The 15598-nt window shown below is 63.9% G+C and carries 14 protein-coding genes; 7 read left to right on the top strand and 7 right to left on the bottom strand.

Annotated features, from left to right (window positions below; genetic code table 11):
• Positions 1–10: 10 nt before the first annotated feature.
• Positions 11–1507: an NAD(P)-binding domain-containing protein gene (locus BCA01S_RS29840; protein WP_042319875.1), complete on the bottom strand. Its 1497-nt coding sequence runs from the start codon at positions 1505–1507 to the stop codon at positions 11–13.
• Entirely contained in the window at positions 1504–2547 is a 1044-nt protein-coding gene (locus tag BCA01S_RS29835) for a LysR family transcriptional regulator (protein WP_027780042.1), read from the bottom strand. The genes BCA01S_RS29840 and BCA01S_RS29835 overlap by 4 nt, the downstream gene beginning before the upstream one ends.
• Before the next feature lie 336 nt (positions 2548–2883).
• On the opposite strand from BCA01S_RS29835, the gene BCA01S_RS29830 reads away from it, so the two are divergent.
• The 7 genes from BCA01S_RS29830 (at position 2884) to BCA01S_RS29800 (ending at position 10265) form a co-directional block, all read left to right on the top strand.
• Complete coding sequence (locus BCA01S_RS29830) at positions 2884–4062, top strand: ABC transporter substrate-binding protein (protein ID WP_027780041.1); 1179 nt, start codon at positions 2884–2886, stop codon at positions 4060–4062.
• Positions 4063–4102: 40 nt separating this feature from the next.
• Complete coding sequence (locus tag BCA01S_RS29825; protein WP_027780040.1) at positions 4103–5926, top strand: ABC transporter permease; 1824 nt, start codon at positions 4103–4105, stop codon at positions 5924–5926.
• A gap of 11 nt (positions 5927–5937) precedes the next feature.
• Complete coding sequence (locus tag BCA01S_RS29820) at positions 5938–6807, top strand: ABC transporter ATP-binding protein (protein ID WP_027780039.1); 870 nt, start codon at positions 5938–5940, stop codon at positions 6805–6807.
• A gap of 56 nt (positions 6808–6863) precedes the next feature.
• Complete coding sequence (locus BCA01S_RS29815; protein WP_027780038.1) at positions 6864–7604, top strand: ABC transporter ATP-binding protein; 741 nt, start codon at positions 6864–6866, stop codon at positions 7602–7604.
• A gap of 250 nt (positions 7605–7854) precedes the next feature.
• Positions 7855–8673, top strand: a complete 819-nt coding sequence (locus BCA01S_RS29810; protein WP_027780037.1) for an ABC transporter substrate-binding protein — start codon at positions 7855–7857, stop codon at positions 8671–8673.
• Positions 8674–8763: 90 nt separating this feature from the next.
• Entirely contained in the window at positions 8764–9504 is a 741-nt protein-coding gene (locus BCA01S_RS29805) for an amino acid ABC transporter permease (RefSeq protein WP_174447100.1), read from the top strand.
• Complete coding sequence (locus BCA01S_RS29800) at positions 9501–10265, top strand: amino acid ABC transporter permease (RefSeq protein ID WP_027780035.1); 765 nt, start codon at positions 9501–9503, stop codon at positions 10263–10265. Before BCA01S_RS29805 ends, BCA01S_RS29800 begins: the two co-directional genes overlap by 4 nt.
• A gap of 68 nt (positions 10266–10333) precedes the next feature.
• Here BCA01S_RS29800 and BCA01S_RS29795 read toward each other — a convergent pair whose 3' ends face one another.
• The 5 genes from BCA01S_RS29795 to BCA01S_RS29770 form a co-directional block, all read right to left on the bottom strand.
• Positions 10334–11107 carry an ABC transporter ATP-binding protein gene (locus tag BCA01S_RS29795; protein WP_027780034.1) on the bottom strand — a complete coding sequence of 258 codons (774 nt, stop codon included), beginning with the start codon at positions 11105–11107 and terminating at the stop codon, positions 10334–10336.
• Positions 11108–11116: 9 nt separating this feature from the next.
• Positions 11117–11980, bottom strand: coding sequence for an ABC transporter permease (locus tag BCA01S_RS29790; protein WP_027780033.1), 864 nt, complete (start codon positions 11978–11980; stop codon positions 11117–11119).
• A gap of 15 nt (positions 11981–11995) precedes the next feature.
• Positions 11996–13048, bottom strand: a complete 1053-nt coding sequence (locus tag BCA01S_RS29785; protein ID WP_027780032.1) for an aliphatic sulfonate ABC transporter substrate-binding protein — start codon at positions 13046–13048, stop codon at positions 11996–11998.
• A 301-nt stretch (positions 13049–13349) separates the two neighbouring features.
• On the bottom strand, positions 13350–14990 hold the full coding sequence (groL, locus tag BCA01S_RS29775) for a chaperonin GroEL (protein WP_006052636.1): 1641 nt from the start codon (positions 14988–14990) through the stop codon (positions 13350–13352).
• 18 nt (positions 14991–15008) lie between these two features.
• Positions 15009–15299 carry a co-chaperone GroES gene (locus BCA01S_RS29770; RefSeq protein WP_027780030.1) on the bottom strand — a complete coding sequence of 97 codons (291 nt, stop codon included), beginning with the start codon at positions 15297–15299 and terminating at the stop codon, positions 15009–15011.
• Between the last annotated feature and the right edge of the window lie 299 nt (positions 15300–15598).

Genomic DNA, 15598 nt, shown 5'->3' with positions numbered 1-15598 from the left:
CAGAAAAGAGTCAGGCTGTGGTGTCGATGGTGCGAACGTCGGCGGCGGCGTCGGCCCATTCGTCGCCGGCAAGCTCGGCGGTGTCGAACGCCTGCAGCGCGGCGTAGTGCGCCTCGCGATCGGCGTCGAACAGCATCGCGGCGATCGCGCGTGCCAGACGTTGCGCGCCGTCGCTGATCGCCGGAATGTCGCCGGCGACCTTGCCGTGCGTCAGACTCGCACCGTGATTGAAGCTGTGAATGCGCGAAAGCGCGGGACAGGTGCCCACAATCCGTTCCTGCAACGCAAAGTTGCGGTCGAGGTCCGGCGAACTGCCGAGGTCGTCGCTCGACAGTTCGGGCGCGGGTTCGAAGCGGTCGCGCCAGCGGCGCACATGCGGCGCGATCAGCGCAAACTCATCGCGCGTGTCGATCTCCGAGTGAAAACCCGTCGCGAAGATCAGGTAGTCGAGCGCGTAGCGGCCCCTGGGCGTATCGACGAACACCGTGTCGCCTTCGTGGCCCACGCGCGTGAGCGGACTCGACAGATGCAGTTTCGCGTAAGGAAATCGCGCGACGCGCAGCACGCTATCGCGCGGCGGCGGCGCCTGCGTCAAAGCGGAGTAGTGCAGCAAGCGCCACTTCCATTCGTCCGGCAGGTTGGCGAAACCGTGCACGAGGCCGGGACTGCCGATGCCCGTCAGCTTGTTGATGCGAGGCAAAGCATCGCGGCGCACGAACAGATTGACTCCCGCCGCGCCGGCTTCGAGCGCGGTCGCTGCATTGTCGAACGCCGATGCGCTTGCGCCCACTACGCCGACGCGCTTGCCGCGCAGCGCGTCGAAGTCGATCGTATCCGACGAGTGCGCGCGCAGGTGCAGCGGAAGATCGCGCGCCACCGCCGGAATGAACGGGCCGCCAAGGCCTTCGCGTCCGGTTGCCAGCACGACATGTCGTGCCAGCGCGGTCTCGCGCCGCGCGCGGCCGCCGTGGTTCGCCGGCTCGTGAACGAGATCGAGTTCGATCACGCCGTCCCTTCGCGGGCGCAGTATGTCGACGCGCGTATCGTTGCGCACGGGCAGATCGAGCACGCGGCGATACCAGCGCAAATACTCCATCCATTGCGTGCGCGGAATCTTGTAGAGCGCGTCCCATTGCTTGCGACTGAACTGGGCTTCGTACCACGCGCGGAACGTCAACGCCGGCAGGCGCAGCGCGGGGCCGGTCAGTTGCTTAGGCGAACGCAAGGTCTGCATCCGTGCGTAAGTGACCCACGGGCCTTCCTGGCCCTCAGGCGCCTGGTCGAAGAGCCGCTGATTGTCGATGCCGAGCAGCCGCAACTCCGCGCTCGCCGCGAGTCCGGCCATGCCGGCGCCGATAATGGCGACGTCGAGCACGCGTTGCCCGTCGACGTTGTGCGCGGGCACCCAGGACGGCGCGGGAAGTTCGAGCCAGTCGAGGTCTTCGCGAAGCCGGGCTTCGAGCACGGCCAGTCCGTCGACGGCGGGCAGAGGATTCAATGCAGTCATGCCGAAACTCCGGTGCCGCGGTGAGCGGAGGAAGAGGAGGTGGAAGTGGAGTCGCCGGTACTGTCTGCGCTATCTGCACTGTCCGCGCGATCGTGCGCCACCAGTGCGCCATGCTGTGACGCCGCGTGCCGCACGGCGCCCGGCAGTAGCGTGTGCGAGACGTCCACGAGCGTCTCGATCAGCACGTCCACTGCGCCGGTGCGCGGCCGGCCCGACAGCGTGACGACGCCATACAGAAACGGAATCGACACGTCGAGCGGACGCACTTCGAGATCGGCAAGGCGCAGGCCAAACGCGGTCACGGGATCGACAATGGCGACGCCCAGTCTTTGCTGCGCGGCCATCATCGCGTTGAGCGACGCGTTGGTTTCCAGTGTGACGTGAAGCGCAATGCCGGCCTGACCGAATGCGCGATCGATCCGGTTACGCAGCCGATACCGGTTGGCAAGCGTCGCGACCGGCTGTCCGGCCAGACGCGCAAGCGGCAATACAGCGTGTTGCGCGAGCGGGTCGTCGCGATGCAGCACAGCGACGCAGGGCGCGTCGATGATGTAGTGCACGTCGAGGGCCGCATGATCGAGTGGAAGCGTCGCGATGCCGACATCGGCGGCACGCGAGAGCAGCGCCCGCACGGCTTGCTCGGTCGAGACGCTGCGCAGTTGCGTGTCGCCGCGAGTGTGTTCGTGGCCGGGCGTTTGCGCGAGCTTCGCGATAGCCCGCGGCGCCAGCGCGGCGGCGAGCGCGGGCGTCGCGACGATACGCAATGGCATGGGCTCATCGCGTCCGATGGCGCGCGCACTGGCACGGATCGCATCGAGGCCGATCAGCGAACGTTCGACTTCGTCGTAGAGCAAAAACGCGCGAGTCGTCGGCGAGACGCGCGGCCCTTTCCGGTCGAACAGCGCGTAGCCGATCTCCTGTTCGAGGTCCTGGATCGTTCTCGTCACACCTGGCTGTGAACGGCGCAGCAGGCGAGCCGCACCGGTCATGCTGCCCGTCGACATGACGGCTGAGAACGCTTCGAGTTGATGCAACTCCATGCGATGCCTCGTCCATGTGATGTGCGCATTCTAGAGGCCGCTGCATGCCCGATTCTTATAATAAATTCGGCTATGTATCTGACGAAACTTGCGATCCTTGTGCTCGTGAGCGTGTGCACGACGATAACCAGCCGCGCAGCGCACGCTCAAAAAAGCCGTAGCAGAAGGGAGTTTTCGAAAAAACCACGATATCGCCCGAGTACGGCCCACGGTGTAATCGCCGTCGCTCATAAGTTTTGCGGACAGGCGGGAATAAGCTTTGACACTTATCTTCGTTGGCCGGCTTCCAGGCGACATGATTAGATCAGCTCACTCTATTTCTGGCGTGAGACAAGCATGTCGATTCTGTGGAAGAACAAGCGCGGTGCAGGGCGAGCACTGCTTGAACTGGCCGGCGCACTGACCATTGCCTTCGGCGGCGCAATGTCTGCTGCAAACGCGGCGGACCCTTACTGGATCGGCGTGACCGGACCGCTGAGCGGACAGGACGCGCAATACGGCGAGCAGTGGAAGCGCGGCTTCGATCTGGCGCTCGAACAGATCAACGGCAAGGGTGGCATCAACGGCCATCCGCTCAGCTACGACTTCGAGGACAGCCGCAGCGATCCGCGCCAGGCCGTCGCCATCGCGCAGAAATTCGTCGACGACAAACGCATTCTTCTCGAACTGGGCGATCTGTCTAGCGGCGCGTCGATGGCCGCGTCGCCGGTTTACCAGCGCGCCGGCCTCGTGCAGTTCGGTTTCACCAACTCGCATCCCGACTTCACGAAAGGCGGCGATTACATGTGGAGCACGGCGATCAGCCAGGCCGAAGAACAGCCGATGCTCGCGCATTACGTCACTAAAGGGCTCGGCTTCAAAAAGATCGCGGTGCTGTACCTGAACACCGACTGGGGCCGCACAAGCAAAGACATCTTCGCGAAGGCCGTCGCCTCGAACGGCGCGCAGGTCGTCGCGGCCGAAGCCTATCAGCCGAACGAGAAGGATTTTCGCGCGACACTCACACGCGTGCGCAGCGCGGAGCCGGACTCACTCGTACTGATTTCCTACTACTCGGACGGTGCGCAGATCGTTCGCCAGGCGCGGGCGGCCGGCGTGCACACGCCGATCGCGGCGGTCGGCTCGGTCTACTCGCCGAAGTTTCTCGATCTCGGCGGGCCCGCGGTGAACGGTGTCTATACCGAATCGAACTTTTTCCCCGGCGACCCGCGCCCGGAGGTGCAGAGTTTCGTGCAGCGCTACCGCGCCAAGTACGGAGCCGAGCCGGACACGTTTGCCGCGCGTGCCTACGACGCGATGATCCTCGCGAGCGAAGTGATCCGCCGCTACGGCGCGGACCGCACGGCCGTGCATGACGGATTCGTGAAGATCAACGACGTGCCGAGCGTGATCTTCGGCAAGTTCAAGTTCGATCCGCAGACGCGCCGCGTGGCCGGCGCGAAGAACCTGGATCTGGTGGTCAAGGACGGCAAATTCGCGTTATGGGACGGCGTGAGCGCCGTGCGCCCGCAATGATCGAAGGCACGATAAACGCGGGCGACAGGACTCACACGCCATGACTGCCTGGTTCGACTACACGATCAACGGACTGATCGTCGGCAACATCTATGCGTTGCTGGCGGTCGGCCTCGCGCTGATCTTCGGCGTCTCGCATCTGATCAATTTCGCGCACGGCTCCGTGTATATGGTCGGCGGCTTCATCGGCTGGCTATGCCTGACGCGGCTCGGCTTGCCACTGCCGGTGGCGCTCGTCGCGACCGTCGCGGGTTGCGCGCTGCTCGGCGTCATCATCGAACGGATCGGCTTGAGGCCGCTGCAGGGCGCCGCGCGCATCGCGCCGCTGCTCGCCACCATCGGCATCAGCTTCGTGCTCGATCAGCTCGCGCAAATCGTCTTCGGACCCGATCCGCGTCCGGTGCCGGGTTCGTTGCCGGACTGGACGCTCTCGCTCGGCGGGGCGACCGTCGGCTCGCTCGATGTGCTGATCGCGGCGACCGGCATCGGCGCCGCCGCCGTGCTGTACGTGTTCCTGCGCTTCACGCGGCTCGGCTGGGCCGTGCGCGCCACCGCGCAGGACCGCGACGCCGCGCAGCAGATGGGCGTCAACGTGAATGCCGTGAATCAGGCCGTGTTCGCGATCGCCTGCGGGCTCGGCGGCCTGAGCGGCTTGCTGGTGGGCATGTACTACAACAGCATCGATCCGGCGATGGGTTTCCAGGCCACGCTGAAGGGCGTCGTCGCGCTGCTGATCGGCGGACTGGGCAACGTGCCGGGCGCGATCGCGGGAAGCCTGCTGCTGGGGCTGGTCGAGAGTTATGGCGTCGCGCTGTTCGGCACGAGCTATCGCGACCTGTTCGCATTCGTGCTGCTGCTCGCGTTTCTCGTCTGGCGGCCGAACGGGTTATTCAGTTCGAATCGCCGGCTGCCGCCCGAGCCGCTTACCGGCACCTTCCTGTCCAACCGGAAGGCGGTCGCAATTCCGCGTCGCGTGATCGTCGCGGTGGTGGCGCTCGCCTTCGTCGTGCCGTTCGCAACGCCGTCGGCGTACGTGCTGCAGACGCTCACCAACGGTTGGATCTATGGACTGCTCGCACTCAGCCTGACACTGGTCGCGGGCACCGTCGGGCAAATTTCGCTCGGCCACGCGGCACTGCTGCTGATCGGCGCTTATGCGTCGGCGCTGCTGTCGGTGAATCTGGGCTGGTCGCCCGCGCTGACGATTCCGCTCGCCGGACTCATCACCGCGGCCATCGGCACGCTGCTGGTGTATCCGTCGTTCCGGCTGCGCGGCCATTACGTGTCGATTGCGACGCTCGGTATCGGCGAGATCGTCGGCCTCGTGGTGTTGAACTGGGACAGCCTGACGCGCGGGCCGGTCGGTGTCACCGGCATTCCGCCATTGTCGCTGTTCGGCTGGCAATTGACCGGCGTGCGCGCGGTGTACTGGTTCACGCTCGCGGTGCTCGTGCTGCTCGCGCTGCTGCAAGTGCGGCTGCTGCGCTCGCACCTTGGCCGCACATGGCGAGCGATCCGCGAGGACGACGTCGCGGCGCGCGCGTACGGCGTGCGGCCCAACCGCTACAAGGCCATCGCATTCGCCTGTGGCGGACTGGCGGCCGGCATCGGCGGCGGCATCGCGGCGCATCTGTACAGCTACATCAACTATCAGACTTTCGATTCGCAAGTGTCGATTCTCGCGCTGACGATGGTGATTCTCGGTGGCTTAGGCAGCGTGGTCGGCGCGGTGGCGGGCGCGATCGCCCTCATCAGCCTGCCCGAACTGTTCCGCTTCGCCGCTGATTACCGCATGCTGATCTACGGCGTGATTCTCCTTCTGCTGGTGCGCTTCCGGCCGCAGGGCCTGTTCGGCGCGATATGACGGAGACGGCCATGACTTGTTCTTCCGGCGGCGATGCGGACATTCTGTTCGACGCGCGGCGCGTCACGCGCCGCTTCGGCGGCCTTGTCGCCGTCGACGATGTGAACCTCTCGGTCGCGCGCGGCGAGTGCGTGAGCGTGATTGGACCGAACGGCGCGGGGAAATCCACACTGTTCAATCTGCTGACCGGCATCGATACCCCCGACTCGGGCTCGGTGCGCTTCGGCGGCGAAGACGTGACCGGCATGGCGCCGGAACGGCTGGCCGCGCGCGGGATCGCCCGGACGTTTCAGCATGGGCGCGTGTTCGGCAACCTGAGCGTGCTGGATAACGTGCTGATCGGCGCGCACGCGCGCCTTGCAATGACGCGGCGCGGCTGGCCCGTGGTCGGCGCGTTCGCCGAAGTGCTGCGCGCGCTGATTGCGCCCGCCGCGGTGCGCCGCGAGGAAGCCGCGCTGCGCGACGAAGTGCAGGCGCTGCTCGCGCGGTTCGGCACACGCCTCGCGCCTCGCATCGACGAGCCGGCGCACAGTCTTTCATACGCGAACCGCCGGCGTGTCGAGATTGCACGCGCGCTCGCACTGCGTCCGCGCATTCTGCTGCTCGACGAGCCGACTGCCGGCATGAACGAGTCCGAGACCGCGGAAATGCTCGAGTTGATTCTCGAACTGAAACGCGACGGACTCACCATTCTGCTGATCGAGCATAAGCTCGATCTCGTGATGCGTCTGTCCGACCGCGTGCTAGTACTCGACGACGGCCGCAAGATCGCGTCGGGGCTGCCGGACGAGGTGCGCAACGATCCCGCCGTGATCGAGGCCTACCTTGGACATCGACACGTCGGCGCACAGGTCGGACGCAACGAAACGGCCGCCGCATGAGCACGTCGAGCCTGCGCATCGTGTCGTCGAACGATTTACCCTCCGTACGATTTGCCATGACTGAGCCGTTGCTGAAACTCGAGCGGATCGACACCTTCTATGGGCAGATCCAGGTCCACTTCGGCCTGAATCTCGGCATCGGACGCGGGGAGATCGTGAGCCTGCTGGGCGGCAACGCCAGCGGCAAGTCGACGGCGATGAAAGTGATCCTCGGCCTGCACAAACCGCGAGCCGGCACCATCAGCTTCGACGGCAAACCGTTGAACGGACTGCCGACCTCGCAGATCGTGCGGCGCGGTCTCGCTTCAGTACCCGAAGCACGGCGGCTCTTTGGCGACATGACGGTGCGCGAAAACCTGTTGATGGGTGCGTTCACGCGCAACGACCGCGCCGGCATCGCAGAGGAATACGAGCGCATGCTCGAACTTTTCCCTCGCGTGAAAGAGCGGCTGACGCAACGGGCCGGCACGCTCTCGGGCGGCGAGCAGCAGATGCTCGCGATGGCGCGCGCGCTGATGAGCCGCCCGGCGCTCGTCTGCATGGACGAACCGACGATGGGCCTGTCGCCGCTTTATGTCGACAAGGTGCTCGAGCTGATCCAGACCGTCAACCGGCAAGGCATCACGTTCTTCATGGTCGAGCAGAACGCGAGCCTTGCGTTGCAGATCGCGCATCGCGGCTATGTGCTGCAGACCGGCCGCGTGGTGTTGTCGGGCACCGCAAGCGAACTGCTCGGCGATCAACGGATTCGCGATGCTTATCTTGGCGGATCGCTTGCGGCGGAAACGGCGTCGTGAGCGCAATGGATTGTCGATTGCCTTGGTGCGTTGCATGGATAGACGACAGGTTCCGCGCGGACAGCCGCACTGAAAACGCGAACACCCGACCCCGCCCCCGCGCCCCAACCATTATCAGCAACGCTGCTTAGCACCTGAAAATTGCTTGGTTTGTGCTGTCCGCGAGCGTTGCTAGAGTCCACTTCTTACGCTAAGGCACGCGCTATTCGACCTCGCGCGCGGCCCATCAAAACAACAGGAAACCACCGCTATGAATCTCAGAGTGCTTGGCGCAGTGATCGCCGGAAGTCTGCTTGTCATGTCCGCGGCCGCGCACGCGGATCGCCTCGACGACATCAGGAAGGCGGGCGTATTGCGCGTGGCCGCGTTCGACAGCAATCCGCCGTTCGGCTTCGTCGATCCGAAGAGCAATCAGATCGTCGGACTCGACGTCGATTATGCGCGAGCGCTCGCTACGCGCCTCGGCGTCAAGCTCGAGATCCAGCCGACCAATCCGGCGAACCGCATCGCGTTCCTGAAGTCGGGCAAGGTGGATCTCGTGTTCGCCAACTTTACGATTACCGACGACCGCAAGAAGGAAGTGGATTTCAGCACGCCGTATTTTGCGTCGGGGACGCAATTCATCGCGAAGAAGGGCACGCTTACTTCGCCGCAGCAGTTGAACGGTTTGCGGATCGGCGCCGACAAAGGCACGACCAATGAGCAGCAGGTGCGTGCGCAATTCCCGAGCGCGACGATCATCGCTTACGACGACACGCCGTTCGCATTCGCCGCGCTTCGCACGGGCAATGTGCAGGCGATCACGCAGGACGGGCCGAAGCTCGTCGCGTTGCTGGCGAAGGTGCCGGATAAGGCGAACTACGAGATCCCGCCGTTCACGATCTCCAACGACTACGAAGGCGTGGGCGTGCCGAAGGGCGAGACGCGCCTGCTGAATGTCGTCAACGACACGCTGAAGGATCTCGAAGCCAAAGGTACGGCTGGCACGATCTACGATACCTGGTTCGGCCCGAAGAGCACCGCGCCGCTGCCGCGTCTGTTCAGGATCGGCGATCCGCAGAAGAGCTGACGCCCCTCGCTTGACAGCCGCCTCTACATGGCCCGATCACGAAACCCGTGACCGGGCCTTGTTGCTGATACAGGACCGCGTTTTCTCTGAATGCATTTGATGAACTTCTGGCTGGACCCGCGCTATCTCGGCTGGCTCGCCCACGGCTTTCTGATCACGCTGGTCCTTTCGGCGTGCGTGAGCTTGTGTGCGACCCTGCTTGGATTCGCGCTGGCAATGGGCCGCATCGCGCAACATCGCGCGGTCGCCGCGGCGGCGAAGCTCTACGTCCTCGTGTTTCGCAATTCTCCGCTCCTGGTCCAATTGTTGTTCTGGTACTTCGGCGCGGCCACGCTGCTGCCTTCCGCGTGGATGACATGGCTGAACACGCCGCATGTCTTGAGCGCCGGGCCGTTTGCGCTGCACTGGCCGAGCTTCGAACTGTTCGCCGGCTGGCTCGGGCTGACGTGCTACAGCACTGCGTTTATCGCCGAGGAGTTTCGCGCCGGAATCCGCGGCGTGGGCATCGCGCAATATCAAGCGAGCGCGGCATTGGGCATGACGCGTTATGCGACCTTGCGGCACGTGGTGTTGCCGCAAGCGTTGTGGATCGCCACGCCGCCGCTCGCGGGGCAATACATGAATATCGTGAAGAACTCCTCGCTGACGATGGCGATCGGCGTCGCCGAGTTGTCTTATGCGTCCCGTCAGGTCGACACGGAAAGCTTCCGGACTTTTCAGGCGTTCGGCACCGCAACACTGCTGTATGTCGGCACCATCGCGCTAATCGAAACGGCTCTCGTGATCTGGCAGCACACGGGCGTACGCGCGCTGCAACGGGGGCGAACATGACCGCGCTCGAGTCGCTGCCGACGCTGCGCTATCTGCTGCTCGGTGCGTTTCCCAACGGGCCGCTGGGCGGCGCGGCGCTGACGGTCGTGCTCTCGGTGGTGTCGGCGTTGCTGTCCGCCGTCGTGGGGTTGGCGGGCGGCGTGGCGCTCTCGCTGACACGCGGCGGCGCACATCTGCTGCTGCTCGGAATCGTCGCGTTTTTCCGCGCAATTCCGGTGCTGATGCTCATCTTTTGGACCTTCTTCCTGATGCCGATGCTGCTGCATATCGACGTGCCGGGTCTCGTCGCGGTGGTCTGCGCGCTGTCGCTGATCGGCGGCGCGTATCTGTCGCATGCGGTGCATGCGGGGATCGTGTCGGTCGGCGGGGGCCAGCAGCAGGCGGCGCTGTCGCTCGGGCTCACGCGCTGGCAGGCATTGCGTCACGTGGTGCTGCCGCAGGCGGTGCGCATCATGCTGCCGTCATTCGTGAATCAGTGGGTGTCGCTGGTCAAGGACACGTCGCTCGCGTATATCGTCGGCGTGCCGGAATTCACGTTTCTCGCCAATCAGGTCAACAGCCGCCTGATGATTTATCCCGCGCAGATCTTCGCATTCGTCGGGATCGTGTATCTGGTTTTGTGCTCCGCGCTGCAATGGATCGCGTCTTGCGTGTTGTTGCGTGAACGGCGGGCTCACGCTACGGGCGTCGATAGGGAAAAGGAAACGGAAGCCGAAACCGGTACGGTGCGCGGTAAAAAACGTGGCGTGGCGGTGCCTTGATGCTATGAGTTTGCGCATCGGCATCGGCTACGCGCAGTCGATACGACGCCAGCCCCCGCACGCAGAGCTTACTGCTGCCCGACGGTCCCATTCAATCCGTCCAGCAAATCCGCTCGCATTTCTGCCAACGACAGGTCGCGCCGGTCGCGCGGTCTTGGCGCATCGATGACGACCTCGCGCATCACGCGGCCGGCCGCTGCGTCATGCGGCGGCGCAAGCAGCACGACGCGGTCCGACAGGTAGAACGCTTCATCGAGGTCGTGCGTGACGAGTAGCGCCGCGGTGCCGTGTGAACGTGTGAGCGTCAGCAGTAGGTCCTGCAGACGCATGCGGGTCATCGCATCGACAGCGCTGAACGGCTCGTCCAGCAACAGCAGGTCGGGTCTGGAAAAAAGCCCGCGGACCAGCGCCACGCGCTGTGCCATGCCGCCGGATAGCTGTTTGGGCAATGCGTTTCGCACGTTGGCGAGGCCGACCTCGCCGAGCAGTTCGGCGACCCGCGGATCGCCGCCGCGTCGCGGTCCGGCTGCGAACGCGACGTTGTCCGCGACTGACAGCCAGGGTAGAAGACGAGGCTCCTGAAAGACCACGCCCAGCCGCGCCGACGGACCGTGTTGCGCTACGCCATCGAGCTGTATTTCGCCGCCGAAGTCCCGGTCGAGACCCGCGATCACGCGCAATAGCGAGCTCTTTCCACAGCCGCTTGGACCGACGAGGCTGACGATCTCGCCGCGGCCGATTTCGAAACGCACGCGGTCGAGCACCGCGCGGCCGTGGTAGTGTTTGCTGACAGCGCGGACGTCGAGAAGAGGGCGCGAAAGAGAGACGGAAACGGTCGACATGGGCGCGTGCTACACCATTTTCCGGGAGGCCTGACGTTCGGCCGCGGAGTCGCGCCACGACAGCGCATGCGTCTCGATCGACTTGACGACGCTGTCGCTCAACTTGCCAAGCAACGCGAGCAGCAGGATCGCGCCGAACACAATGTCGGGGCGTCCCGTTTCGCGACCGTCGCTAAGCAGATAGCCAAGGCCGCGAGTCGCCGCGATCAGTTCGGCCGCTACCATGAACATCCACGCAAGACTGAGTCCGGTGCGCAAGCCCGTGAAGATTTGCGGCAGCGACGCGGGCAAAAGAATGCGAGTGAACAGTGCGCGCTGATTGAGCCGATTGACCTCACCGAGTTCGATCAGCTCGCGGTCGACGTCGTGAATCCCAGCGACCACACTCAATTGCACCGGAAAAAAGGCGCCAATCGCGATTAGCGTGATTTTCGGCGCTTCGTCGATGCCCATCCACAACAGCAGGATCGGCACCCACGCAAGCGACGGAATTGCGCGCAACGCCTGACATGCCGGATCGAGCAATGCATCGATGCGCCGGCTCAGTCCCATCGCCGCGCCGATCAACAGCGCGAGCGCGGAGCCGATCCCGAAGCCAGAGAACACGCGCAGGCAACTCGCGCCGATGTGCCGGCCAAGCCGCGCGCCGCCCATCTGCCACAGCGTTTGCGCGATCGAGCTGGGTGCGGGCACGAGATGCGCGGGCAATATCGACAAACCGACCAGTCCTTCGACTATCAGCAGAAAAACCAGCGGCAGTGCAAGTCCCGCCACGCGCCATCCCTTCAGCGAATCGCGTCGTGGCGGCGCTACGCCATGCGGTCGAGCGGTCGATGCCGAGCCGTCGAGCAACAGTGAATCGTCGGTGGCCATTGGGGGCTTGTCGGCTTACTTGCTTGCGTCGGCCGCTATGATGGGTTGCGCGGGCCTGGCATCGATCAACGCGTCGATGATCTGGTTCAGGTTCTTGTCCTGTTTGACCAGTTGCTCCTGCGCGAGAATCGGTGCGGCGGCCTTGAGCGCGGCGAGTTGTTTCGCGCCCGGTTGCGGCTGGCTGAAGTCATTGCGGCTCAACTGCAATTTCGCCACGGGCAGCGACACTTTCGACTCCTCGGCGATGATTTTCGCGGTCTCTTCAGGATGCGCCGCGATCCACAAGCGCGCCTTTTCGTAAACCTTCAGGACGTGCGCAAGCGTATCCGGATGCGCGCTGATGAAATCTTCGCGCGCGTCGAGCAGGCCCCACGTGTTGAAGTCGACGTTTCGATAGAGCAGGCGTGCGCCGTCGTCGATTTGCGCGGCGGCCATGTGTGGATCGAGACCGGCCCATGCATCCACCTGGGCGTTGGCGAGTGCGACACGTCCATCGGGATGTTGGAGATTCACGATCTCGACGTCGTCGCGCGACAGTCCGGCGGTGTGCAGCGCGCGCAGAGTGAACAGAAAGGGATCGGTGCCTTTGGTGGCGGCGATCTTTTTACCCTTCAGGTCGGCGACTGTCCGGATCGGCGAATCCTTGCGGACGACGAGCGCGGTCCATTCGGGACGCGAGAAAACATAGACGGCGCGAATCGGATTGCCGTTGGCCTTGCCGAGCACGGCGGCAAGACCCGCTGTCGAGCCGATGTCGATCGCGCCGCTATTCAGATATTCGAGCGCACGGTTGCTGCCGAGACTCAGCACCCATTTCACTTGCGTATGATCCGCCGCCAGTTCCTGTTCAAGCCAGCCATTGCGCTTGATCACCAGACTTTCCGGCGAATAGTACGCATAGTCGAGCCTCAGTTCGGCGGGCGGTGCGGCGTGTGCCACGCCCGGCGCGAGGCTCGTCAGCGCAGAAGCAGCAACGGCCGCGGCCAGCACAAGACTGCGCACGGCAGCCCGCGCGCGGCTCGGCGCCTGGATGATCGACACTGGTGCTGCGCCCCGAAGAAATGGCATGACAGGTCCTTTGCGGTGTTCCGTTATGACCGTTGAATGTACCCAGGTCGCGGTAGCAAACGAACCAATAAAAGCTCACAACCAAAGCACGTCGCGCGCAATGGCGGCGATGACGTCGTGATGACGGCGCGGCGCGGTGTTGCAACGTGGCGCCGTGAGAGCGGGAGAGAGCGGGCGATAGCGGGCGATAGCGGAAAAGGCACGGGCCGGCTCGCGATAAAGCGAATACCGGCCCGTGTCGCTTGCGTTTAACCGCGCGCAATGCAAGCGCGCGATGCCTTGCGGCAGACGGTACGGGTACCTAGAAATCGAGTCCCGGCCCGCCCGCGCCAGGACCGCCCGGCTGTCCCGCTGCTGGGGCATCCTTCGGTGCTTCATGGACGGTGGCGTCGGTGGTGAGCAGCAGTCCCGCGACCGATGCCGCGTTTTGCAGCGCCGTGCGCGTCACCTTGGTCGGATCGAGCACGCCCGATTCCACGAGATCGCCGTACTCGCCGGTCTGCGCGTTGTAGCCGAAATTGCCCGTGCCTTCCGCGACTTTCGCGACGACCACGCTGGCCTCTTCGCCGGCATTCGTCACGATCTGCCGCAGCGGTTCTTCGAGCGCGCGCAGCACGATCTTGATGCCCGCATCCTGATCGGCATTCACGCCCTTGAGCGCACTGATAGCCTGCTTCACGCGAATCAAGGCGACGCCGCCGCCCGGCACGATGCCTTCCTCGACAGCGGCACGCGTCGCATGCAGCGCGTCGTCGACACGGTCTTTCTTTTCCTTGACCTCGATCTCGGTCGCGCCGCCCACCTTGATGACGGCCACGCCGCCCGCCAGTTTGGCGACTCGTTCCTGCAGTTTCTCGCGGTCGTAGTCCGAGCTGGCTTCCTCGATCTGCGTGCGAATCTGCTTCACGCGTGCTTCGATATTCTTGCTGTCGCCCGCGCCGTCGATCACGGTGGTGTTTTCCTTCCCGACCTCGATCCGCTTGGCCTGACCGAGTTCCGCGAGCGTCGCCTTCTCTAGCGACAGTCCCGTTTCTTCGGCGATCACCTGGCCGCCGGTCAGAATCGCGATGTCTTCGAGCAGCGCCTTGCGGCGATCGCCGAAGCCAGGCGCCTTGACCGCGACCGTTTTCAGAATGCCGCGAATGTTGTTCACCACGAGCGTGGCGAGCGCTTCGCCTTCGACATCTTCCGCGATGATCAGAAGCGGGCGGCCGGCTTTCGCGACCTGTTCCAGGACCGGCAGCAGATCGCGGATGTTCGACACCTTCTTGTCGTGCAGCAGCACGAACGGGTTATCGAGCACGGCGACCTGTTTGTCCTGATCGTTGATGAAATACGGCGACAGGTAGCCACGATCGAATTGCAGACCTTCCACCACGTCGAGCTCATCGTCGAGCGACTTGCCGTCTTCCACGGTGATCACGCCTTCCTTGCCGACGCGGTCGATCGCTTCGGCAATCCGCTGGCCGATCGACTCTTCGCCGTTGGCCGAGATCGTCGCGACCTGAGCGATTTCCTTGCTGGTGGTGGTCGGCCTGCTGATCTTCTTCAGCTCGTCGATTGCGGCGATCACGGCCTTGTCGATACCGCGCTTCAGGTCCAGTGGATTGAGGCCCGCCGCCACGTACTTCTGTCCTTCACGCACGATGGCTTGCGCGAGCACGGTCGCGGTGGTGGTGCCGTCGCCGGCGGCGTCGCTGGTGCGCGAGGCAACTTCCTTCACGAGCTGCGCGCCGATGTTCTGCACGCGGTCCGGCAATTCGATTTCCTTGGCGACCGAGACGCCGTCCTTGGTTACGATGGGCGAACCGAAGCTGCGCTCCAGCACAACATTGCGGCCCTTCGGACCGAGCGTGACCTTGACCGCGTTGGCCAGAATGTTGACGCCTTCGACGAGTTTCGAGCGGGCGACGTCGCTGAAAATGATTTCTTTTGCTGCCATGGTTTGACGCTCCGTTTCTTATTGATTGACCACTGCCACAACATCTTCTTCGCGCAGCACGAGCAGTTCGTTGCCGTCGACTTTGACCGACTGTCCCGCATATTTGCCGAACAGCACGCGCTCGCCGACTTTGAGATCAGGTTCGACGCGCTTGCCGTCGCTATCGCGCTTGCCCGGACCAATGGCGATCACTTCGCCCTGATCGGGTTTTTCGGCGGCGCTTTCGGGAATCACGATGCCCGAAGCGGTTTTGGTTTCCTGGTCGAGACGCTTGACGATCAGGCGGTCATGCAAAGGACGTAGGCTCATGGTTCGATATCCGCGTGTGAGTTTTGGCACTCGTCGTTGGTGAGTGCTGACCGGAATCGAGTATAGAAAGAAGAGCGCGCGTTGCTCCAATAAGCGATTCATCGAAGGTTATGCGCGTTTGGCATTTGGCTGTAGGCGGCGCAACCTCCCAATATAGGAAAGGGTGCGTATGGTCGTAAATGAGCTTTTCAACGAAGCTACGCATGCAGACGCTGGACTGTGTGTGCAAATTCGTTCGTTGTCTGCCGTGAACCATTGATGCTTTGATGTCCGTCACTCGACAACCGATGACGGAGAAC

It is taken from the genome of Paraburkholderia caledonica NBRC 102488 (assembly GCF_000685095.1).
Lineage (GTDB): Bacteria > Pseudomonadota > Gammaproteobacteria > Burkholderiales > Burkholderiaceae > Paraburkholderia > Paraburkholderia caledonica.
Note: the sequence above shows the minus strand (reverse complement) of the source record. Positions and strands in the feature narration are given on the sequence as shown.